A 20,415-nucleotide genomic window follows, 5' to 3' on the forward strand; every position below is an offset into this window, starting at 1 on the left:
CACCCGACCCCCGGTGGTCCCACGCGGCGCGTCCGGCACCATGGCGTGATGACCAGGATCGTGGCGGGCGCGGCGGGCGGGCGCAGGCTGGCCGTGCCGCCCAAGGGCACCCGGCCCACCGCCGACCGCGTGCGCGAGGCCCTGTTCAGCGCCCTGGACGCCGATGGGGTGCTCGGCGGTGCCCGGGTGCTGGACCTGTACGCGGGCTCCGGCGCGCTCGGCTTCGAGGCGCTCTCGCGCGGCGCGGCGCTGGCGACGCTGGTGGAGGCGGACCGGACCGCGGTCTCGGTGCTGCGCCGCAACGCCGCGACCGTCGCACTGCCCGGGGTGGACATTCGCGCGTCCCGCGTCGACCGGATGCTGGCGGCGGCGAACCGCACGCCGTACGACCTGGTGTTCGCGGATCCGCCGTACGCGGTGGACGACGACGAGCTGGCCGCCGTGCTGACCGAGTTGGCGGCGGGCTGGCTCGCCCCGGATGCCACTGTCGTGGTGGAGCGGTCCACTCGGTCGGGTGATCCTCGGTGGCCGTCCGCGCTCGTGCCCGACCGCAGCCGCCGCTACGGCGAGACCACCCTGCACTGGGCCGCTTTCGCCGGTCAACGTCACAGTTGAGCGCCCCGGCGGACTGCTACCGTCGGGGATCATGACGCGCGCGGTCTGCCCCGGGTCCTACGACCCGCCAACCAACGGCCACCTCGACATCATCGAGCGGGCCGCGGCGCTGTTCGACGAGGTCGCCGTCGCGGTCCTGGTCAACAAGAGCAAGCGCGGCCTGTTCACCGTCGAGGAGCGCATGGGCCTGCTCGCCGAGACCGTCGCCCACCTCCCGAACGTGCGCGTGGACTCGTGGCACGGCCTGCTGGTGGAGTACTGCGCCCGCAACGACGTCCAGGCCATCGTCAAGGGCCTGCGCGCGGTCAGCGACTTCGACTACGAGCTGCAGATGGCGCAGATGAACCAGGGGCTCACCGGGGTGGAGACGATGTTCATGCCCACCAAGCCGGAGAACAGCTTCCTGTCCAGCTCGCTGGTCAAGGAGGTGGCCACCTACGGGGGCGAGGTCGCGCACCTGCTGCCGCCGACCGTCCACAAGGCACTGATGGCCCGCATCGAGGCCAACCGCGCCGACTGAGCCGCGGACGACCCGGCCCGCAACGGCTACAGCGGGAGCTTCATCCCGACGTGGCTGGCGACGAAGCCGAGGCGTTCGTAGAAGCGGTGGGCCTCGCGGCGGGTCGCGTCGGTGGTGAGCTGGACGATGATCGCGCCGCGGTCGCGGGCGGCCTCCACGGCCCACTCGATCAGCCGCTGGCCCAGGCCGTCGCCGCGGTGGCCCGCGCGGACCCGGACGCCCTCGATCGTCGCCCGCGTCGCGCCCAGCCGCGACAACCCCGGGGTCATCGTCAACTGGAGCGTGCCCACGACCTCCCCGTCCAGTTCGGCCACCACCAGCACCTGGCGCGGGTCGGCGTCGATCTCGTCGAACGCCGCCGCGTACCGCGGGTCGCCGGGGGATTCCCTGGCCGAGCCCAGCGGGTCGTCGGCGAGCATGGCCACGATCGCGGGGACGTCGGTCGCGCGGGCGGGGCGGATGAGCACGATCAACAGCCTGCCACAGCGGGTTCACGCCGTGGTCAGCCACCGATCACCTCATCGGGCTACGTTCCGAAAATGAGCAACATCGCCGCCAGGAGCGCCAAGTCCCTGCTAGCCCTGCTGCTGATCACCCTCGGCGTGTTCGGCGTGGAGACCGCGACGGCCACCGCCGCGCCCGCCCACGCCGCCGCCGCGGCCCAGCCCGCCTGCGGAAACACGTCCTCCTACACCCGCGTCGCGCTCGCCGGCCTGCCCAGCCAGGCCACCGACACCTACCGGCTCATCCAGTCCCACGGCCCGTTCCCGTACCCGCAGGACGGCATCGTCTTCCAGAACCGCGAGCGGATCCTGCCCAACTGCTCGACCGGCTACTACCACGAGTACACCGTGAAGACCCCCGGCTCCAGCACCCGCGGCGCCCGCCGCATCGTGACCGGCTCCGGCGGCGAGTACTTCTACACCGCCGACCACTACGCCAGCTTCCGGCTGATCACCTTCTGATCCGGACCGTGGCGCCGGGACACGCCCGGCGCCACGTCCCCCGGACCGGCCCCCCGAGCGGGCAGAATCGTCGCCCGGGTGGGCGGGTCCGCGCCCGCGGTTCGGCGACCGGGCGGAGGAGGAGTCGTGTACAAGGTCTTCGAGGCCATCGACGAGTTGGTCACCATCGTGGAGGACGCCCGGGGGCTGCCGATGACCTCCGGCTGCGTGGTCCCCCGCGGCGACGTGCTCGAACTGCTCGACGAGATCCGCGACGCGCTGCCCGCCGAGGTCGACGACGCCCAGGACGTGCTCGACCGCAAGGACGAGATCGTCGGCGCCGCCGAGCACCAGGCCGAGCAGGCCGTCAGCAAGGCCAACCTCGAGGCCGAGCAGACCGTCGCCGAGGCCCGCGCGCAGGCCCAGCGGCTGGTCGCCGAGGCCACCGCGCACGCCGACCGGCTCGTCGCCGACGCCCGCGACGAGGCCGACCGCACCGTGGCCGCCGGTCGCGCCGAGTACGAGAGCCTGGTCGGCCGCTCCCAGGACGAGGCCGACCGGATGATCCAGGCGGGCCGCGAGTCCTACGAGCGCTCGGTCGAGGAGGGCCGGTTCGAGCAGGGCAGGCTGGTCTCGCAGACCGAGGTCGTGCAGGCCGCGCACGCCGAGTCCGCCCGCGTGCTCGACGCCACCGCCGACGAGGCCGCCCGCCAGCGCGCCGAGTGCGACGCGTACGTCGACGGCAAGCTCGCCGAGTTCGAGGACCTGCTCACGCACACGCTGCGCACCGTCGGCAAGGGCCGCGCCCACCTGCGCGGACCGATGACGAGCGTGGCCGCGGGCGCCGTCCCCTTCGACTACGAGGACTGAGGCACTTCCTCCCGCCACCCACCCCCGCGCCTTCGCCCGGCATCGTCCCCGACTCGCGTGGGCGCGCCCAGGTCCGCGCGGGGGTGCCGGCCCGGCGCGATTACCCCTGGGCGGCCCGGATCACGTAGGCTGTTCCGGCTACCCGCGCGCGTGAACGCCTCGTTCGGCGCGCACCGCACACCAGTACGAAAGCCTGACGTCGGAGATCATGTCCGCCAACCGCAAGGGCCACGACCGCCCGGTGATCACCAGCCCCTGGGTCATCAACACCCGTGAGCTGGGCAGGCGAGCCGGTTCCAGCCGCCCGGTCCGCCGCACCGCGGCCGCCACCTACGTGCTCGGCCTCGAAGGCGTCATCGGCGTGCCCGTGGGCGCCGAGGTGGAGCTGGACCTGATGCTGGAGTCGGTCGTCGAGGGCGTCCTGGTCACCGGTACCGCGAGCGGTCCGCTGACCGGTGAGTGCTCGCGCTGCCTGGACGGGATCGCCGACACCGTCGAGGTCCGCATCACCGAGCTCTACGCGTACCCGGACAGCGCGACCGACGAGACCACCGACGAGGACGAGATCCCCAGGCTGGTCGACGACCTGGTCGACCTCGAACCGGTGGTCCGCGACGCCGTGGTGCTGGCCGTGCCGCACGTGCCGCTGTGCGCGGAGGATTGCCCCGGGCTGTGCCCGGAGTGCGGTGACAAGTGGGCCGATCTCGGCCCCGATCACCGGCATGAGACCATTGACCCTCGGTGGGCCGCGCTGCATGAGCGGTTCCAACAGGATCCGGGTCAGTAGGCAAGAGCTAGACCGAGTCCTGCTTCAACAGCTCGTCAGAGGAGAGTCAGTCGTGGCCGTCCCCAAGCGGAAGATGTCGCGTTCGAACACCCGCTCGCGCCGTTCGCAGTGGAAGACCACTGCTGTGCACCTGGTGGCCTGCTCGAACAAGGCCTGCCGCGCGCTCAAGCCGCAGCACATCGCCTGCCCCACCTGCGGCCAGTACGCGGGCCGCCAGGTTATCCAGCCCGCGTAGTCGGCGGAAGCAGAACCACGGCATGGGGGGTAAAGCGTCCCGGGGTCCCCAGGGGGATCCGGAAACGCTGCTCGAAGCGCTCGGCGTCCGGTTGGGCGCCGAGCTGCTCGTGCTCGCCCTGACGCACCGGTCGTACGCCTACGAGAACGGGGGCCTGCCGCCCAACGAGCGGCTGGAGTTCCTGGGCGACGCGGTGCTCGGGCTGGTGGTGACCGATCACCTCTACAGCACCCACCCCGAGCTGCCCGAGGGGCAGTTGGCCAAGCTGCGCGCCAGCGTGGTCAACATGCACGCGCTGGCCGGTGTGGCCCGCGGCCTCGGTGAGGGCGGGCTGGGCGCGCACCTGCTGCTCGGCAAGGGCGAAGAGCTGACCGGTGGCCGCGACAAGGCCAGCATCCTGGCCGACGGCATGGAGGCCGTCATCGGCGCGGTCTACCTGCAGCACGGCATCGACGTGGCGCGGCAGGTCGTGCACCGCCACTTCGACCCGCTGCTGGCCGAGGCGCCGCTGCGCGGCGCGGGCCTGGACTGGAAGACCAGCCTCCAGGAGCTGACCGCGTCGGCCGGGCTGGGCGTGCCGGAGTACCGGGTGCGCGAGGAGGGGCCGGACCACCGCAAGGAGTTCACCGCCATCGTCGTGGTGAACGGCCTCAGCTACGGCAACGGCGACGGACGCACCAAGAAGGAAGCCGAGCAGAAGGCCGCCGAGGCCGCCTGGCGCGAACTGACCGAGAAGATCAACGCGGAGTCCGACGCCGCGGACGGTGCCTGAGCTTGCCCGAGCTGCCCGAGGTCGAGGTCGTCCGGCGGGGTGTGCAGGACCACGTGGCGGGCCGGGTCGTGTCCGCGGTCGAGGTCTTCCACCCGCGTGCGATCCGCCGCCACCTGCCCGGTGACGTCGACTTCGCCGGTCGCCTCGTCGGCCGCGCGCTGGTCGCGGCCCGGCGGCGGGGCAAGTACCTGTGGGTGGACCTGTCCTCGGGTGAGGCCCTGCTGGCCCACCTGGGGATGAGCGGCCAGATGCTGGTCCAGCCGCCGGGTGCGCCGGACGAGAAGCACCTGCGGGTCCGCCTCAGGTTCGCCGACGACGGCCCCGAGCTGCGGTTCGTGGACCAGCGGACGTTCGGCGGGCTGTCGGTCGAGGACGTCGTGGTGGTGGACGGGGTGCCGCTGCCGGAACCCGTCGCACACATCGCGCGCGACCCGATGGATCCGTCGTTCGACCTGGCCGCTGCCGTGCGCGCGATCCGCCGGAAGCACACCGAGATCAAGCGGGCGCTGCTCGACCAGACCCTGGTCTCGGGCATCGGCAACATCTACGCCGACGAGGCCCTGTGGCTTTCCCGGCTGCACTGGGCCCGGCCGACGGACAAGCTTTCGGCGGCGAAGGTCACGGAGCTGCTGGGCGCGGCCACGGACGTGATGAACCAGGCCCTTGCGGTGGGCGGGACGTCGTTCGACGCGCTGTACGTGAACATCAACGGGCAGTCGGGGTACTTCGACCGGTCCCTGAACGCGTATGGGCAGGAGGGCCTGCCGTGCGGGCGGTGTGGTCGGGAGATCCGCCGGGAGCCGTTCATGAACCGGTCGTCGTACTCGTGCCCCAAGTGTCAGCCGAGACCGACGGGCTTCACCCCCACCCCGCGCGAGCGGATCTCGTAGATGCCGGGGCCGATCTCCTCGGACGCCTCCTGGATCTGATCTTCCCAGCCTCGCGGCCAGCGCGTCTCGTCCGACCAGCGCACGCCGACGAGGGGACGCCGTCGAGATCGGCAGTGCGCAGATCGGCACCGACGTGGTCCGCCAAGGCCTCCTCCATCCGCGCTACGGCGAACCCGACGCGGTCCCCGCGACGGGCGATTCCGCTCGCCTGCGCGTGAAGTCAGCCAGCGTCCTTGGCAACCGCGCGTCGAAGCCACCCGCCTTGGCGGCGTCGACGGCGATGGTGATCACGTTCTGCCAGAGGCTGCGCTCGATGAATGCCAGCCTGGCCAGGATGGGCGAGATGCGCGCCTCGGTGTCGACGAGTCGGGCGGCGAACACCGCTGGCTCGCCGTGCAGCTCGCGCAACTGCCTGGCGGCGTCGAGAAGCAGGTGGGTCTCGCGCACCCACGGGTACCGCTCGATGCTCAGGCGTCGATGTCCAGGGTGTCGGTGAGGGCGGCGGTGAGGTTGGTTCCGTGCGTGGCCAGGGTGGCGTCGGCCAGACCCGCCTCCAGGTCGATGCGCCGGTCTAGGTCGGCGAGCAGCCCTCGATATCCCCTGGGCGCAGCAGAACCGGTTCCGGTGGGGTGTCGACCGGGTACGCGGAGTGCCAGCGCGATCAAGGTAGGGGCGAGCGCGAGGAGCAGAGGTGTCATGGGGGCCTCACCGGGGTGCGGGGCCGTCGGTAGGTAGAGGCTCGTCAGCCGTACAGCGTCAAGGTCGCACTGGACAGTGCCTTGCGCGGTAGTGCGCAATGCGTAATAGTGTTCCTAGCGCGATACCGGGAGGGCGCATGGACACCAGCCAGTTGCTCAAGGGAGTGCTGGACCTGGCCGTGCTGGCCGTTCTCAAGGACGAGGACGGGTACGGCTACGACGTGCTGCGGCGACTGCGCGGCGGGGGGATGGAAGAGGTCGGCGACGCCTCGGTCTACGGGACGCTGCGGCGGCTCTACCGGGCGGGTCTGCTCACCTCGTACGTCGTCCCGAGCGACGAGGGACCGCACCGCAAGTACTACGGGGTCAACGACGCGGGCCGGGAGCGGCTGGTCGAGTCGGAGCGGGCGTGGCGCGCGTTCTCCGAGGCGTTGGACGGGATTCTGCGAAAGGGGGCCGCGGCGTGAACACCACCGAGACGCGCCAGGAGCTGGTGGACTACCTGCGGCGGGTGCGGGCCGCGCTCGCCGACCTGCCCGCCGACGAGCTGGCCGAGGTCATGGAGGACGTCGAGCCGCACCTGGCCGAGGTGCTCGACGAGACCGGCGACCTGACCGGGCGGCTGGGGACGCCCGAGGACTACGCGGCCGAGCTGCGCGCCGCCGGTGGCTACCCGCCGCCCGCGAGCGCGGACTCCGCGCGGGGCAAGTCCCGCCTGGCGGCTCGCTACTTCGTCTGGTCGACGGCGCTGCTGACCTTCACCTGCCTGGTCGTCGGCGGGATGCTGGCGCAGCCGAGGCACCAGGAGAAGTACCTCTGGCTGTTCTTCACGCTGCTCGCCGCCGCGCCGGGCCTCGTGTGGGTGTTCAGCGGCTACCTCCGGCGCGCCGACGTCGAGTCGCTGCCGGAGTACCGGTTCGCCCGCGCACGAGGGGTGGCCGCGGCCGGGTTGCCGTCGCCGCGCGTGGTCGAGTTCATCCGGTCGCTGCGGCCCGGCTGGTGGGTGGCCAGGGTCGTGCTGGTGCTGGCGCTCATGCTGGTCGGCGCGACGGAGGGAGTGGTCGTCGCGGTGGTCGTGGTCGCGTTCCTGACCTGGGCCGGGCCCCGGTCGAGCACCGACCGGCGGCTGCTGCCGCTGGTGGTGGCGGGCAACGCGCTCCTGGCCACCGCGACGCTCACCGTCGTGCTGTACGCCTCGGACCGGTCGTCGCAGCGGCCGTACGAGTACGTGTCGCCGGGGCTGAACTACCAGGGCAAGTACCTCGACAACGTCTACGCCGTGGACGCCGACGGCAAGCCGATCCCGGAGTTCTACCTCTACGACCACGAGGGCATGCCGCTCAACGTCGTGCGCAACTCTTGCGAGTCCAGCTCCCGCGCCTTCGACAACCGGTTCCCGCAGCCGCAGGTCGAGTACCGCGGGGGGCAGTGCGTGGAGCTGAGCGGGCTGCCGTTCGTGCCGCTGCCGCCCAACGCCACGCTCCGGCCGAGCACGACGTCGGTGATCCCGTCGACTTCGGCGACGACGACGCCGGTGAGCCCGTCGCCTTCGGTGAGCCTGTCGCCTTCGGTGACCACGACGCCGGTCTCGTCCGCGCCTGCGACGACCACGACCGGGTGAGCGTCAGGAACACGTAAAGACCGCTGGTCAGGGCGTCAAAGTGGCGTCAGGGCCGCACCGGTTCAGCCACGGGACGACGAAGCTCTCCCGTGGCTGGACGTGTGGGAGAGGAGGTCGGCGTCGAGAATGACGGTCGCGAAGGGAGTCGCCGTGACCACCGTGCTCGTCGTCGACGATGAACCGCAGATCGTCCGCGCGCTCCGGATCAACCTCACCGCCCGGGGCTACGACGTCCGCACCGCCCACGACGGCGCCGCCGCCCTGCGCGCCGCCGCGGAGAGCAAACCGGACGTCGTGGTCCTCGACCTGGGCCTCCCCGACATCGACGGCGCCGAGGTCATCGAGGGCCTGCGCGGCTGGACCACGGTCCCGATCATCGTCCTGTCCGCCCGCGGCGACTCCGGCGACAAGGTCCGCGCCCTCGACGCGGGGGCGGACGACTACGTGACCAAACCCTTCGGCATGGACGAACTGCTGGCCCGCCTCCGTGCCGCTGTCCGCCGCGGCGCCACCTCGGCCGCACCGGCGGAGGAGGCGGTGGTGGAGGCGGAGTCGTTCACGGTCGACTTGGCGGCGAAGAAGGTGCGCCGGGACGGGGCGGAGGTCCACCTGACACCGACGGAGTGGGGCATCCTCGAGCTGCTGGTGCGGAACCGGGGCAAACTCGTCCCCCAGAAGCAGGTCCTGCACGAGGTGTGGGGTCCGGCGTACGCGGGGGAGACCCACTACCTGCGCGTCTACCTGGCCCAACTGCGCCGCAAGCTCGAACCCCGCCCATCCCGGCCCCGGCACCTGATCACCGAGCCGGGCATGGGCTACCGCTTCGAACTCTGACTCCGTGTCGGGTGGTCAGGGCAGGGGCGCCGGTGCGCGCAACCGGACGGGCAGCAAGGCGATCAAGAAGCACCGGCGGCCTGGACCGGGAAGCCGTGCCTTCGAGAGCCAGCTACCGCGGCTGTGGCGAATGCGGTGAAGGCCAAGAGGAGCCAGGGGAATCCGGTTGAGCCCGTGGTGTCCAGGACGATTCCGCCTGCCACGGCGCCGATAGCGGTTGCCGCGTTCCACAGGGTCACCAAGACGGCCTGGGCCGTGTCCCCCGCTTCCCCCGCGCTGCCCGCCGCGGCGGTCTGCAGGAGCGTGGGGATTCCACCGAAGCCCAAGCCCCACAGGGCCGCCGCGACGTACGGCGTGGCGCCCAGGCCGAACAGCACCGCCGCGACGAGCACCAAGGTCAGGGCCGCCAAGGTCAGGAGGCGGAGGTGGCGGTCGATGTGGGCGCCGACCACCCACACCCCCGCCGTCGCCGCGACGCCGAAGACGAGGAGGACCGTGTCGACCGCGGTGTCCCCCAGGAACGGCGCGATGTAGGTGTACATGGCCGAGTGGGCCAGCACGAAGATCCCGGTCACCGCCATGATCGTGGCTACGCCGGGGACCTTGAGGGCTTGGCGCACCGGGACGCGGCCGCCTCGGGGGTTGCCCGGGAAGTCCGGGACCGCGGCCGTGATCCACGCCAGCAGGACCACCGCCAGGGCGGTCATCACCCAGAACGTCACCCGCCAGCCCACCGCGCCCCCGAGGAACGTGCCCGCCGGGACGCCCACCGACAGCGACAGCGGGATCCCCGTCATCACCACCGCGATCGCCCGCCCCCGCACCGGTTCCGGCACCATCCGCGCCGCGTAACCCGCCAGCAGCGCCCACACCAGACCCGCCGCCAGGCCCGCGACGAACCGGGCGCCCAGGGTCAGGGTGTAGTCGGACGACACCGCCGTCACCGTGTTGCCGACCGCGAAGCCCGCGATCCCGGTCAGCAGCAACCGCTTGCGGCGCCAGGTGGCGGTGGCGGCCGTCAGGGGGACGGCGGCCAGGGCCGTGCCCACCGCGTAGATCGTCACCGACTGGCCCATCGCCGACTCGGTGACGCCGAGGTCCCGGCTCATCGCGGGCAGCACCCCGGCGGGCAGCGATTCCGTCAGCACCGTCACGAAGGCCGCCATGGCCAGGGCGACCAGCGGCGGCAGCGGGAGCCGGGTTTCGACCGTGTTCGTAGGCATGCGGACTATGCTCGAACCATCACATTGATGTAAAGGTCCACCGGACGTGAGGGCGAGCACAATGCGCATCGGCGAGCTGGCGGAGCGCACCGGCACACCCCGCCGGTTGTTGCGCTACTACGAGGAACAGGGCCTCATCCTCTGCGCCCGGTCGGCCAACGGCTACCGCGACTACGACGAGTCCACTGTGGACCGGGTGGGGCAGATCCGCGGCCTGCTCGACGCCGGGCTGCCGACCCGGATCATCAAGCAGATCCTGCCGTGCCTGGACAAGCCCCGGCAGATCCACTTCCCGGACGCGACGCCGGAGATGATCGCGACGCTGGAGCGGGAACTGGCCAGCATGAGCGGCCGGATCGACTGCCTCACCCGCAACCGCGACGCCATCGCCGAGTACCTCGACGAGGTGCTGGAGCGCGCCGGGGGCTCACCAGCCGAATAGCTGGGTCCAGTAGTTGCCGTCGGCCGCGTAGCCCGACCCCATGGTCAGGTAGGCGCAGTTGAGGATGTTCGCCCGGTGCCCGGACGAGCTCATCCAGCCCGCCATGACCGCCGACGCCGACGTGTAGCCCGCCGCGATGTTCTCCGCCGCGGGCGCGTCGTAGCCCGCGGCCCGCGCGCGGTCGGCGAAGGTGAGCCCCTCCGGCGTGGTGTGCGAGAAGTAGTGCCGCGCCGACATGTCGTTGCTGTGGCTCTGCGCGGCCGAGTTCAGCCTGCTGTCCAGCCGCAGCGGCGGGCAGCCCGCGCGGGCGCGCTCGGCGTTGGTCAGCGAGAGGACCTGCGAGGCCGACGTCCCGCCACCGCCGCCAACGGGCGGCTGGGTGGTCGTGGTGCGCGGCGGGGGCTGGTTGCCCGGCTGCGTGGTCGTGGGACCGCCGGTGACCGGCGCGCCCGGGGGCGCGGCCGTGGTCGTTGTGGTCGGCTGGGACGACGCCGTGATGGCCGTCGTGGCGGCCGATGGCGCCACGGAAGGCGTGCTGGACGGTGGTGGGCTCGTCATCGCGGTCGCCGACGCCGAGGCGGTGCCGCCGGTGATCCCGGAGCCGAACACGCCCGTCGGGTTGACCTGGTTGTAGGCGACCTGGCCCGGACGGCCGCCGCCGTCCGCGGTGGATGCCGCCGAACCCGTTGTCAGCAGCGTGGTGACCCCCGCTGTGCTCGCCCCCACCGCGAGGGCCACGAGCACAGCGGGCACTAAGCCGCTGCGGGGACCGCCGTCCTGGCGTCGTCCTGTCACGGCTCGGCAAAGTACCACTAATGGGTGAGCTGTGGTTCACCCATGCCACACGAAGTCACTCCATCACGTCGTGGGAGGCGGCTCGGTGGTCGTCGTGGGCGGATCGGGTGTCGTCGTCGGCGTGTTCGTGGTGGTGGGCGTCGTCGGCCGTGTCGGCTGCGTCGTCGGGTTGCCGCCCCCGCCGCCCGGCTGGGTGGTCGTGGTCGGCGGCTTGTTGGTCTTGCGGGTCGTGGTCGTCGTCGTGGTGGTCCCGGCGTCGGTGGTGGTCGTCGTCGTTTCCGTCGTGGTGGTCGTCGACGACGTCTCCGTGCTGGTGACCGCGTCCGTGGTGGTCGGGGTCGTGCTCGTGCGCGAGGTGGTGGTCGTGGTCCGGTTGACCGTCACCTCGTTGCTCGCGGGCTGCGCGTCCTCGTCCTGCTTCGCGGCGAGGCCCGCCACGGCGGCGAACACCGTGGACACCACCACGCCCGCGACGCCCAGGATGGCGTAGGGGGACCGGCGCAGACCGCGTGGCTGCTCGGGCGAGTCTTCCGGGACGGACGTGACGACCGGCTCATCTGGCTCGGACATGCGGGTCCTACCTCCCTGACCCGCCGGCAAGGCGGGTCACGGCGCGGCAACGTATCACTCGACCGTGGTGCCCGGTGCGGGTGGCCCGCGGTCACCGATCGCCGTCACCGCCGGTTGACCGGCGTTCACCGGACGTTCCGCCGTCGCCCGCCGCCCGTCCGTTGCCGCCAACTTGTCTGTACAGGCAGGCTCGAACGCGCACTCGCCGGACCCCTGCCCCTGGAGGAAACCTTGCGGCGATCACCGCACCCCCGCACCGCCACCGCCGCCGTCGCGGCCTGCGCGCTCACCGCGGGCGCGCTGCTCACCCCGGCGGCGGCCCAGGCCGCCCCCGCTGCGGCCAAACCGCAGAAAGTACTGGTCATCGGCATCGACGGCCTGCTCTACGACCGGATCGCCCCGGCCGACGCGCCGACCCTGGACGGCCTGATCGCGTCCGGTTCGGCCAGCAAGACCGCGCTCTACTCGAACCCCCTCGCGCCCACCCTCTCCGGCCCCGGCTGGGCGACCATCGCCACCGGAACTTGGCCAGACAAGCACCGCGTGCTCAGCAACAGCTGGGGCACCTCGACCAACCTGGCCACCTACCCCGACTTCCTCACCCGGGCCGAGCAGGCCAACCCGGCCCTGTCGACCTTCGCCGCCGCCACCTGGGACCCCCTGGTGAACGACTCGGCCGGACGGGCGATCTTCGGCTCGGCCATCGACGCCCGCGTCAACGGCAGCAACGACACCGACACCACGACGCAGACCGCGAACCGGCTGCTCACCGTCGGCCCCGACGCCTCCTTCGTCGCCCTCGACGACGTCGACGCCGCGGGCCACAGCTGCGGCGCCGCCACCACCTGCTACCTCAACGCGATCAACGCCACCGACGGCCGCGTCAAGCAGCTGCTCGACGCGATCAAGGCCCGCCCCACCCACGCGGCCGAGGACTGGACGATCCTGGTCACCGCCGACCACGGCCACACCGACGCGGGCGGCCACGGCGGCAACACCCCGCCCGAGCGCTCCTCGCTGATCATCCGCAGCGGCCCGGGCACCACCCCCGGCACGCCCGCCATCGCGCCCAAGAACGTCGACATCGCACCGACCGTGCTGAGCCTGCTCGGCGTCGCGGTGCCGAGCGCGCTCGACGGCCGCGTGCTCGGCACCGCCACCGGCGACCCGTTCGACACCCTCGTCGGCTCGCTGCAGACCCGGGTCGACGAGACCGGCATCCCCGCCACCGTGCGCGGCTGGACCAAGACCACCCCGTCCGGCTGGACCATCGACAACACCGGCATGGGCACCGGCGGCGTGGCCGAGTGGCGCGGCTGGTCCTTTGCCACCGACGAGTTCTGGACCCGCGCCGAGGCGGGCCAGTGGCGGGAGAACAACGTCCGCGCCCGGGGCGTGTTCGCCGTGGCCGACTCCGACGAGTGGTCGGACAAGTCCACCTCCGGCACCTTCAACAGCGCGCTGACCTCCCCGGCCTACCCGGTCGCGGGCAAGTCCACGGCCAAGGTCGGGTTCAGCTCGCACTACCGCAAGGAAGGCGCCGAGACCGCCACCGTCACCGTGTCGTTCGACGGCGGCGCCCCCACCACCGTGCTGACCTACTCCGGTGACGCGGTCGCCAAGATCGAGTCGCTGACCGTGGCCGTGCCCTCCGGCGCCACCACCATGAAGGTCACCTGGAAGCTCACCAACGGTTCGAACAACTGGTACTGGGCCGTCGACGCCCCGACCGTCACCACCGCGTGAGCCAACCCGACACGGGCTCATGTCACCATGGGCCCGTGTCGGACACGCAGGAACCCCAGCGCGTCACCGCGTGGGTGCGCGGTCGCGTGCAGGGGGTGGGCTTCCGCTGGTGGACCCGCTCCCGCGCGCTGGAGATCGGACTCGTCGGCTGGGCGCGTAACGCTCGGGACGGTCGCGTCGAAGTGGTTGCCGAGGGCGGCCGGGACCGGTGCGCGCGACTGCTCGACGCGCTGCGTTCCGGCACCACGCCGGGGACGGTCGAGTCGGTTGTGGAGCACTGGGGACCGGCCAAGGGGAACCTGGAGGGGTTCGTCGAACGTTGAGTGGTCGATCCCACACACCGGATCATCACCTGAGGTGAACCGCTCGACACCGGGAGGCGTAGGCCCTGAGCGTGGGGAGCACCCCGGAGCAGGACGACGAGTTCGTCCGCGAGCTCTACAGCCGATACCGGCGACCGCTGCTCGGCTACGTGCTGCGCGCGGTCGGCGGAGACCACCAGCGCGCCGAGGATGTCGTGCAGGAGACACTGTTGCGGGCGTGGCGCCACGCCGATTCGCTCGAGGCGGACAAGGCCGGTCCGTGGCTGTACACGGTCGCCAAGAACCTGGTGATCTCCGGTTACCGGCGGCAGAGCGCGCGGGTGACCGAGGTCCCCATCGAGAACGAGGACTGGCCGCGCGCCGGTGACGAGTTCGAGCAGGTGCTGCAGGGCTGGCAGGTCGCCGAGGCCATGCGCGCGCTCACCCGCGACCACCGGGCGGTCATCGCCGAGCTGTTCTACCGCAGGCGCACCGTCGCCGAGGCGGCCAAGGTGCTGGGCATCCCGGCGGGCACGGTCAAGTCGCGGTCGTTCTACGCGTTGCGCGCGCTGCGCGACGCCCTGGAGGAGCGCGGGGTGACGGAGCTGTGACCTGCACGCACACCTTCTCGCTCGGCGCCTACCTGCTCGGCGCGCTCGACCCGGCCGAGCGCGCGGCGTTCGAGGCGCACGCCGCGGCCTGCTCGGCCTGCCGCCGCGAGCTGGTCCGGCTCTCGCCGCTGCCCGGCCTGCTGCACCGCATCCGGGTCGAGGACTTCGAGGACACCCCGGAGGTCCCCGCCGACCTGCGGGTCGAGGCCCCCCGCGCGCCCGAGTGGTTCGACGACGACCCGCTCGACGCCGAACTGGACCCGGCGCCCGCGCCGCCCGCGCCCGCCCCGCCCCCGCCCCCGGTCGTCGACATCGACCGGCGCCGCCGCGGCCGCTACCCGAAGATCGTCGCGGCCGCCGCGGCGGTGATCGCGCTGTCGGTGGGCAGCGTGATCGTCTACGAGTCGCTCGGCGACACGGCGGAGCCCGGCCCGTACTCGGTGAGCTGGTCGGGCACCGACCCGGCCAGCGGCGTGCGCGCCGACCTCGACCTCACCGACCGCGACTGGGGCACCGAGGTGCGCATCCGGCTGCACGACGTGCCCGCGGGCAAGCCGTGCAAGCTGATCGTGCGCGGCCGCGACGGCTACTTCGAGGTGGCGGGCTGGTGGGCGACCGGCTACCGGCAGGGCGAGGCGGTCCCCGGCAGCACGTCGATCACCCTGGCCCGCATCTCCCGCATCCAGGTGCAGAACGACGACGGCGACGTCCTGGTCGAGGTGCCCGCGCCGTCCTGACCGGGCGCCCGGTGACCAAGCCGGGGCCGAGGCGCTGACCAGGTCCGATGGCCGCCACCCGGCCCCGCCTCACCGATCCGGGCGGGGCGCACCGGTAGTCTCGGCCGGATAACGGCGGACTGCGCCCAAGCCTGAGCCCAACCTGAAGGGTCTCGCCTCGTGTACCTCAAGAGCCTGACGCTGAAGGGGTTCAAGTCGTTCGCCTCGGCGACGACGCTGAAGTTCGAGCCGGGCATCACCTGCGTCGTCGGCCCGAACGGCTCGGGCAAGTCGAACGTGCTCGACGCGCTGCGCTGGGTGATGGGCGAGGGCAGCGCCAAGGGCCTGCGCGGCGGCAAGATGGAGGACGTCATCTTCGCGGGCACCGCGGGCCGCGCCCCGCTGGGCCGCGCCGAGGTCACCCTCACCATCGACAACTCCGACGGCGCGCTGCCCATCGAGTACACCGAGGTGTCGATCACCCGCCGGATGTTCCGCGACGGCGCCAGCGAGTACGAGATCAACGGCCAGGGCTGCCGGTTGATGGACGTGCAGGAACTGCTGTCGGACTCCGGCATCGGCCGCGAGATGCACGTCATCGTCGGGCAGGGCCAGCTCTCCGCGATCCTGGAGTCCAAGCCGGAGGAGCGCCGCTCGTTCATCGAGGAGGCCGCGGGCGTCCTCAAGCACCGCAAGCGCAAAGAGAAGGCCATCCGCAAGCTCGACGCGATGCAGGCCAACCTCACCCGGCTCAACGACCTCACCGCCGAGCTGCGCCGCCAGCTCAAGCCGCTGGGCAAGCAGGCCGAGATCGCCCGCAAGGCGCAGACCACGCAGTCCGAGCTGCGCGACGCCCGGCTCCGGCTGCACGCCGACGACCTGGTCACCCAGCGCGGCGACATCGCCCGCGAGGAGGCCGACGAGGCCACCGCCCGGCGCAAGCGCGGCGAGGTCGAGCAGGCGCTGGAGATCTACCAGGCGCGGCAGACCGAGCTGGAGGACAACCTCGCCGTCGACGCGCCGAAGCTCGCCGCCGCCCAGGAGACCTGGTACCGGCTCTCCGCGCTGGAGGAGCGGCTGCGCGGCACCGTGCGGCTGGCCGTGGAGCGCGCCCGGCACCTGTCCGCCTCGGTGGAGGCCCCGCGCGGCGGTCGCGACCCCGAGGAGCTGGAGGCCGAGGCCGAGCACACCGCCACCCGCGAGGCCGAGCTGTTCGAGGCGGTGGCCGAGGCCCGCTACGCGCTCGCCGAGTCCACCGAGCGCCGGGCCGAGTTGGAGCGCATGGTGCAGGCCGCGGAGAAGGCCCACCTGGCCGCCGTCCGGGCCATCGCCGACCGCCGCGAGGGCCTGGCCAGGCTGGCCGGTCAGGTCGAGGCGCTGCGCAGCAAGACCGGCGCCACCGACGAGGAGATCGAGCGGCTGTCGTTCACCCTGGGCGAGGCCCGCGAACGCGCCGAGGTCGCCGCCGAGGAACTGGCCGCGGCCGAGGAGGAGACCGGCGTCGAGAGCTCCGACGACGCCTCGCTCGCCGAGCGCCACCAGCAGGCCGCCGCCTCGCACGACGCCGCCCGCGCGCGGGTGGAGGAACTGGTCCGCGCCGAGCGCGGCGCCGAGAAGGACATCGCCTCCTGGCGGGCCCGGGTCGACGCGCTCTCGCTCGGCCTGTCCCGCAAGGACGGCGCGGGCGCGCTGCTGGCGTCGGCCGACCGGCTGCCCGGACTGCTCGGGTCGGTCGCCGCGCTGCTCACCGTCGAACCCGGCGCCGAGGCCGCGCTGGCCGCCGCGCTCGGCCCGGTCGCCGACGCCGTGGCCGTGGCCAACCCGGACGGCGCCGTGGAGGCGCTGCGGCTGCTGCGCGCAGGCGACGAGGGCCGGGCCGGGATGCTCATCGGCGGGCCGGCCCAGCCGCTGGACCGCGCCGCGTGGCCCGCGCTGCCGCCGGGCGCGCGGTGGGCCGTCGACCTGGTCCGCGCCCCGGACGCGCTGCTGCCCGCCGTGCACCGCGCGCTCGACCGGGTCGCCGTGGTCGACGCCATCGCCGACGCTCGGGCCCTGGTCGCCGCCGACGCGGGGGTCCGCGCGGTCACCACCGAGGGCGACGTGCTCGGCGCGCACTGGGCCATCGGCGGCTCGGAGAAGGCGCGGAGCGTCATCGAGGTGCAGGCCGCCGTCGACGAGGCCAACGCCAAGCTCTCCGCCGCCGAGCGGGCCGTCGAGCAGTCCTCCGCCGCGCTGGAGGGCGCCCGCGCCGAGCAGCAGGCCCGGCGGGCCGAGGTCGACGCGGTCAAGGAGGCGATGAACGAGGGCAGGGTGCGCGCCGCGCGGTCGGCCGAGCGGCTGAACCGGCTGCGGGCCGCCGTGCGCTCCGCCGAGGCCGAGGCCGAGCGCGCCGAACGGCAGCGCGCCAAGGTCGAGCAGGCCCGCGAGGAGGGCCTGCTGCGGCTCGCCGAGCTGGAGGAGCGGCTCTCCGCCGTCGAGCAGGAACAGGACATGGAGGCCGAACCGGACTCCAGCGAGCGCGACGAGTACACCGCGTCCCTGGCCACCGCCCGGCAGGAGGAGATGGAGGGCAGGCTCACGCTGCGCACCTCCGAGGAACGCCACCGCGCGTTGCAGGGCAAGGCCGACCAGCTGCGCCGCGCCGCCCGCGCCGAGCGCGAGGCCCGGGAGCGCTCGGCCCGCGCCACCGCCGCCCGCAAGCGCGGCGCCACGATCGCCCAGGCCGTGGTCGACGGCGGTGAGCTGGCCCTGGAGCGGATCGCCCGGTCGCTGACCCGCGCCGCCCAGGAGCGCGACGAGGTGCAGGCCCAGCGCGCGGAGCGGGAGCGGGTGCTCGGCGACGTGCGCGGCCGGGTCCGCGAGCTGTCCACCGAGCTGGAGAAGCTGACCGACGCCGTGCACCGCGACGAGGTGCTGCGCGCCGAGCAGCGGCTGCGGCTGGAGCAGCTGGAGGTCAAGATCGCCGAGACCTTCGGCATCGGCCTCGACGACCTGGTCACCGAGTACGGGCCGACCGTGCCGGTGCCGCCGAGCCCGTCGGAGCTGGCCGAGTACGAGGCGGCCAAGGAGCGCGGCGAGGACGTCACGCTGCCGCCGTCGAGCCCGTACGACCGCGAGACCCAGGCCCGGCGGGCCAAGCGCGCCGAGCGCGACCTGTCGCTGCTGGGCAAGGTCAACCCGCTGGCGCTGGAGGAGTTCGCCGCGCTGGAGGAGCGCTACAAGTTCCTCTCCACCCAGCTGGAAGACCTCAAGGCCACCCGGCGCGACCTGCTCGTGGTGGTCAAGGAGGTCGACGACAAGATCCTCGAGGTCTTCACCTCCGCCTACCACGACGTGGCGCGCGAGTTCATCACCGTGTTCGACGTGCTGTTCCCCGGCGGTGAGGGCCGGATGATCCTCACCGAGCCCGACGACATGCTGGTCACCGGCGTGGACGTGGAGGCCCGGCCGCCCGGCAAGAAGGTCAAGCGGCTCTCGCTGCTCTCCGGCGGTGAGAAGTCGCTGGTGGCGGTGGCCATGCTGGTCGCCATCTTCCGCGCCCGGCCCTCGCCGTTCTACGTGATGGACGAGGTCGAGGCGGCGCTGGACGACACCAACATGCGGCGGCTGATCGGCCTGCTGGAGCAGCTGCGGGCCAGCTCCCAGCTGATCATCATCACGCACCAGAAGCCGACGATGGAGATCGCCGACGCGCTCTACGGCGTGAGCATGCGCGGCGACGGCATCACCCAGGTCATCTCCCAGCGCCTCCAGCGCCGCGCCGAGCCCGCCGCCCAGACACCCGCCGTTGTGGACAGTCCGGCGCGGACACCGGAACCCCAGGAGCCCCAGGAGAACCAGGAGCCCCGGGTGTCCCAGGCGGACGAGTCGGTCCCGGAGGAGCCCGCCCAGGAACCGCTCGACCCGGTCGTCTAGACCGCGACCGGTCGGGTCCCGTCCCACTCCGACAGCGGTGCGCAGTGCCAGCGCCAGTCCTGCGGTCGGGGGTGGCCGGGCAGGTCGGCGCGGCCGTTGGCCCACAACAGGGTCTGCCACGCGTCGAGGTCGTCCGGCGCCCAGGGGAACATCCTGGCCAGCAGCGCGCGGCTGTGCGCCTCGCGTGGCACGAACTCGACGCCGAGCCCGCGCCCGGCGTCGGCGGTGTGCACCAGCAGTTCGTCGCAGGCCATGCCGAGGAACCCGCTCGGGTCGGCCACGCCCCACGGGTGCCAGCCGCGCGCCTCCGGCGGGCTCGAGTCGACCACCGCCGCCAGCACCCTGGCCGCCATGCCCAGCGTGCGGATCAGCTCGCCGGGCGGCGCGGCCCGCACCTTGACCTCCGTTGTGGACAGTTCCCGCGCCCCGGCCGCCAGGTCGGCGCCGTAGTAGAGCAAGGAGGTGCTGGTGTGTGCTACGACCCCGGCGACGGTGAAGTCCATCCCGGGTACCGGCGCCTCCCAGTCCTCGCCCGCGTGGGTGTGCAGGAAGTCCAGGCACTCGGTCGCCGTGGAAAACAGAATCGCCCCGTCCATGCGCTGAGCATGGCCGGGGCGACCGTCGACGATCAAGAGCGGATCATCGGTTGACTACGCCGATCGGTTACGCGGCGGGCGGCGGGTAGCCACCGGGCTGCTGCGGGTAGCCGCCCTGCGGACCGGCGGTGGGCTTCTTGCTCGCCTGGAAGGTCAGGAAGGCCGCCACCGCGGAGGCGATGGCCGCGAGCAGGCCGATGTAGAGGCCGAAACCGGCACCGTCGCTCACCGAGTCGCTGAACGAGCCGAGGCCCGCGCTGCTGGACAGGGTCAGCCAGCGGATGATGATGATCACCACGGCGGCGGCGGCGAAACCGAGCCAGAGCAGGGTGAGGTTCGGGACCGAGGTGCCCACGTGCGGCAGGAAGACCAGCACACCCGCGGCGACCAGCAGCAGGACCGGCAGCCAGCCGCCGATGCCGATGCTCCACGCGGACCAGCCCTGGCTGACGCCCATGCCGCCGAAGCCGGTCACGGACACGGAGTACCAGGGGAAGAAGCTGGCGAGGAAAGCGAGCACGCCCGCGCCGATGCCCGCCCACTCGATCGGGGTCACGCGCTTGGGGTCGAAGTTAGCCATAGTGGCCTCTCTGCACTGACGAACGGCTGGGGGACCGTTCGGGGGAATGCGGTGGTCCCGCCTATACGGGACGCGGTGAGGGTCGCACAAAATATGGTCTGATCCGACCGTTTCGCAAGTACTGCCCGCCTCC

25 protein-coding genes are annotated in these 20,415 nt (G+C 72.6%); 18 read left to right on the forward strand and 7 right to left on the reverse strand.

Features of this window, described 5'->3' with window-relative positions; genetic code table 11:
• Positions 1-48 precede the first annotated feature (48 nt).
• A complete protein-coding gene (rsmD, locus tag V5P93_RS08790; protein ID WP_104482023.1) occupies positions 49-615 on the forward strand; it encodes a 16S rRNA (guanine(966)-N(2))-methyltransferase RsmD in 567 nt (188 codons plus the stop codon).
• A 31-nt stretch (positions 616-646) separates the two neighbouring features.
• Complete coding sequence (gene coaD, locus V5P93_RS08795; RefSeq protein WP_104482024.1) at positions 647-1,135, forward strand: pantetheine-phosphate adenylyltransferase; 489 nt, start codon at positions 647-649, stop codon at positions 1,133-1,135.
• A 26-nt stretch (positions 1,136-1,161) separates the two neighbouring features.
• On the opposite strand, the gene V5P93_RS08800 is transcribed toward coaD, so the two are convergent.
• Entirely contained in the window at positions 1,162-1,602 is a 441-nt protein-coding gene (locus V5P93_RS08800) for a GNAT family N-acetyltransferase (protein WP_219824136.1), read from the reverse strand.
• A 72-nt stretch (positions 1,603-1,674) separates the two neighbouring features.
• Between V5P93_RS08800 and V5P93_RS08805 the strand changes: the two genes are divergently transcribed.
• The 6 genes from V5P93_RS08805 (at position 1,675) to mutM (ending at position 5,633) form a co-directional block, all read left to right on the forward strand.
• Entirely contained in the window at positions 1,675-2,100 is a 426-nt protein-coding gene (locus tag V5P93_RS08805) for a ribonuclease domain-containing protein (RefSeq protein ID WP_104482026.1), read from the forward strand.
• 126 nt (positions 2,101-2,226) lie between these two features.
• Positions 2,227-2,949, forward strand: coding sequence for a DivIVA domain-containing protein (locus V5P93_RS08810; protein WP_104482027.1), 723 nt, complete (start codon positions 2,227-2,229; stop codon positions 2,947-2,949).
• Between the two features lie 208 nt (positions 2,950-3,157).
• Complete coding sequence (locus V5P93_RS08815; RefSeq protein ID WP_104482028.1) at positions 3,158-3,736, forward strand: DUF177 domain-containing protein; 579 nt, start codon at positions 3,158-3,160, stop codon at positions 3,734-3,736.
• A gap of 52 nt (positions 3,737-3,788) precedes the next feature.
• Positions 3,789-3,971 carry a 50S ribosomal protein L32 gene (gene rpmF / locus V5P93_RS08820; protein WP_104482029.1) on the forward strand — a complete coding sequence of 61 codons (183 nt, stop codon included), beginning with the start codon at positions 3,789-3,791 and terminating at the stop codon, positions 3,969-3,971.
• Positions 3,972-3,993: 22 nt separating this feature from the next.
• The gene (gene rnc, locus V5P93_RS08825) at positions 3,994-4,743 is read left to right on the forward strand and encodes a ribonuclease III (RefSeq protein WP_104482030.1); all 750 of its coding nucleotides are present in this window, start codon (positions 3,994-3,996) and stop codon (positions 4,741-4,743) included.
• 2 nt (positions 4,744-4,745) lie between these two features.
• Positions 4,746-5,633 (forward strand): bifunctional DNA-formamidopyrimidine glycosylase/DNA-(apurinic or apyrimidinic site) lyase, encoded by an 888-nt coding sequence (gene mutM / locus V5P93_RS08830; RefSeq protein ID WP_104482031.1) that lies wholly within the window; start codon positions 4,746-4,748, stop codon positions 5,631-5,633.
• A gap of 162 nt (positions 5,634-5,795) precedes the next feature.
• Here the strand turns inward: mutM and V5P93_RS08835 are convergent, their stop codons facing one another.
• On the reverse strand, positions 5,796-6,080 hold the full coding sequence (locus V5P93_RS08835) for a hypothetical protein (protein ID WP_104482032.1): 285 nt from the start codon (positions 6,078-6,080) through the stop codon (positions 5,796-5,798).
• 20 nt (positions 6,081-6,100) lie between these two features.
• Positions 6,101-6,331 carry a hypothetical protein gene (locus V5P93_RS08840; RefSeq protein WP_104482033.1) on the reverse strand — a complete coding sequence of 77 codons (231 nt, stop codon included), beginning with the start codon at positions 6,329-6,331 and terminating at the stop codon, positions 6,101-6,103.
• A gap of 137 nt (positions 6,332-6,468) precedes the next feature.
• On the opposite strand from V5P93_RS08840, the gene V5P93_RS08845 reads away from it, so the two are divergent.
• From V5P93_RS08845 to V5P93_RS08855, 3 genes are all read left to right on the forward strand, one after another.
• Positions 6,469-6,798 carry a PadR family transcriptional regulator gene (locus V5P93_RS08845; RefSeq protein WP_104482034.1) on the forward strand — a complete coding sequence of 110 codons (330 nt, stop codon included), beginning with the start codon at positions 6,469-6,471 and terminating at the stop codon, positions 6,796-6,798.
• Entirely contained in the window at positions 6,795-7,952 is a 1,158-nt protein-coding gene (locus V5P93_RS08850) for a DUF1700 domain-containing protein (RefSeq protein ID WP_104482035.1), read from the forward strand. Before V5P93_RS08845 ends, V5P93_RS08850 begins: the two co-directional genes overlap by 4 nt.
• Positions 7,953-8,078: 126 nt before the next feature.
• Complete coding sequence (locus V5P93_RS08855; protein ID WP_104482036.1) at positions 8,079-8,786, forward strand: response regulator; 708 nt, start codon at positions 8,079-8,081, stop codon at positions 8,784-8,786.
• Positions 8,787-8,848: 62 nt separating this feature from the next.
• On the opposite strand, the gene V5P93_RS08860 is transcribed toward V5P93_RS08855, so the two are convergent.
• Positions 8,849-10,009 (reverse strand): MFS transporter, encoded by a 1,161-nt coding sequence (locus tag V5P93_RS08860; protein ID WP_104482037.1) that lies wholly within the window; start codon positions 10,007-10,009, stop codon positions 8,849-8,851.
• Between the two features lie 61 nt (positions 10,010-10,070).
• On the opposite strand from V5P93_RS08860, the gene V5P93_RS08865 reads away from it, so the two are divergent.
• Positions 10,071-10,451, forward strand: a complete 381-nt coding sequence (locus V5P93_RS08865; RefSeq protein WP_104482038.1) for a MerR family transcriptional regulator — start codon at positions 10,071-10,073, stop codon at positions 10,449-10,451.
• Here the strand turns inward: V5P93_RS08865 and V5P93_RS08870 are convergent.
• A complete protein-coding gene (locus tag V5P93_RS08870) occupies positions 10,437-11,246 on the reverse strand; it encodes a CAP domain-containing protein (protein ID WP_146108272.1) in 810 nt (269 codons plus the stop codon). The genes V5P93_RS08865 and V5P93_RS08870 overlap by 15 nt on opposite strands.
• A gap of 85 nt (positions 11,247-11,331) precedes the next feature.
• On the opposite strand from V5P93_RS08870, the gene V5P93_RS08875 reads away from it, so the two are divergent.
• The 6 genes from V5P93_RS08875 (at position 11,332) to smc (ending at position 19,106) form a co-directional block, all read left to right on the forward strand.
• Positions 11,332-11,736, forward strand: a complete 405-nt coding sequence (locus V5P93_RS08875) for a hypothetical protein (RefSeq protein WP_181043777.1) — start codon at positions 11,332-11,334, stop codon at positions 11,734-11,736.
• A 311-nt stretch (positions 11,737-12,047) separates the two neighbouring features.
• Entirely contained in the window at positions 12,048-13,562 is a 1,515-nt protein-coding gene (locus V5P93_RS08880) for an alkaline phosphatase family protein (RefSeq protein WP_104482040.1), read from the forward strand.
• 35 nt (positions 13,563-13,597) lie between these two features.
• On the forward strand, positions 13,598-13,885 hold the full coding sequence (locus tag V5P93_RS08885; protein WP_104482041.1) for an acylphosphatase: 288 nt from the start codon (positions 13,598-13,600) through the stop codon (positions 13,883-13,885).
• Between the two features lie 71 nt (positions 13,886-13,956).
• On the forward strand, positions 13,957-14,475 hold the full coding sequence (locus V5P93_RS08890; protein WP_104482042.1) for a sigma-70 family RNA polymerase sigma factor: 519 nt from the start codon (positions 13,957-13,959) through the stop codon (positions 14,473-14,475).
• Positions 14,472-15,212 carry a zf-HC2 domain-containing protein gene (locus V5P93_RS08895; protein ID WP_104482043.1) on the forward strand — a complete coding sequence of 247 codons (741 nt, stop codon included), beginning with the start codon at positions 14,472-14,474 and terminating at the stop codon, positions 15,210-15,212. Before V5P93_RS08890 ends, V5P93_RS08895 begins: the two co-directional genes overlap by 4 nt.
• A 159-nt stretch (positions 15,213-15,371) precedes the next feature.
• Positions 15,372-19,106 carry a chromosome segregation protein SMC gene (gene smc, locus V5P93_RS08900; protein ID WP_104482044.1) on the forward strand — a complete coding sequence of 1,245 codons (3,735 nt, stop codon included), beginning with the start codon at positions 15,372-15,374 and terminating at the stop codon, positions 19,104-19,106.
• Here the strand turns inward: smc and V5P93_RS08905 are convergent.
• Together V5P93_RS08905 and V5P93_RS08910 are read right to left on the reverse strand one after the other, a co-directional pair.
• Positions 19,103-19,702: a maleylpyruvate isomerase N-terminal domain-containing protein gene (locus tag V5P93_RS08905; RefSeq protein ID WP_104482045.1), complete on the reverse strand. Its 600-nt coding sequence runs from the start codon at positions 19,700-19,702 to the stop codon at positions 19,103-19,105. The genes smc and V5P93_RS08905 overlap by 4 nt on opposite strands.
• 67 nt (positions 19,703-19,769) lie before the next feature.
• A complete protein-coding gene (locus V5P93_RS08910) occupies positions 19,770-20,282 on the reverse strand; it encodes a hypothetical protein (RefSeq protein ID WP_104482046.1) in 513 nt (170 codons plus the stop codon).
• Positions 20,283-20,415: the final 133 nt, after the last annotated feature.

The sequence above is a fragment of the Actinokineospora auranticolor genome (assembly GCF_041897805.1).
Lineage (GTDB): Bacteria > Actinomycetota > Actinomycetes > Mycobacteriales > Pseudonocardiaceae > Actinokineospora > Actinokineospora auranticolor.

Excerpts from the sequence above, each read along its gene's own strand:
- rsmD (WP_104482023.1), top strand. The coding sequence starts at position 49 with ATGACCAGGATCGTGGCGGGCGCGGCGGGCGGGCGCAGGCTGGCCGTG.
- coaD (WP_104482024.1), top strand. The coding sequence starts at position 647 with ATGACGCGCGCGGTCTGCCCCGGGTCCTACGACCCGCCAACCAACGGC.
- V5P93_RS08805 (WP_104482026.1), top strand. The coding sequence starts at position 1,675 with ATGAGCAACATCGCCGCCAGGAGCGCCAAGTCCCTGCTAGCCCTGCTG.
- V5P93_RS08815 (WP_104482028.1), top strand. The coding sequence starts at position 3,158 with ATGTCCGCCAACCGCAAGGGCCACGACCGCCCGGTGATCACCAGCCCC.
- rnc (WP_104482030.1), top strand. The coding sequence starts at position 3,994 with ATGGGGGGTAAAGCGTCCCGGGGTCCCCAGGGGGATCCGGAAACGCTG.
- V5P93_RS08840 (WP_104482033.1), bottom strand. The coding sequence starts at position 6,331 with ATGACACCTCTGCTCCTCGCGCTCGCCCCTACCTTGATCGCGCTGGCA.
- V5P93_RS08845 (WP_104482034.1), top strand. The coding sequence starts at position 6,469 with ATGGACACCAGCCAGTTGCTCAAGGGAGTGCTGGACCTGGCCGTGCTG.
- V5P93_RS08855 (WP_104482036.1), top strand. The coding sequence starts at position 8,079 with ATGACGGTCGCGAAGGGAGTCGCCGTGACCACCGTGCTCGTCGTCGAC.
- V5P93_RS08860 (WP_104482037.1), bottom strand. The coding sequence starts at position 10,009 with ATGCCTACGAACACGGTCGAAACCCGGCTCCCGCTGCCGCCGCTGGTC.
- V5P93_RS08865 (WP_104482038.1), top strand. The coding sequence starts at position 10,071 with ATGCGCATCGGCGAGCTGGCGGAGCGCACCGGCACACCCCGCCGGTTG.
- V5P93_RS08905 (WP_104482045.1), bottom strand. The coding sequence starts at position 19,702 with ATGGACGGGGCGATTCTGTTTTCCACGGCGACCGAGTGCCTGGACTTC.
- V5P93_RS08910 (WP_104482046.1), bottom strand. The coding sequence starts at position 20,282 with ATGGCTAACTTCGACCCCAAGCGCGTGACCCCGATCGAGTGGGCGGGC.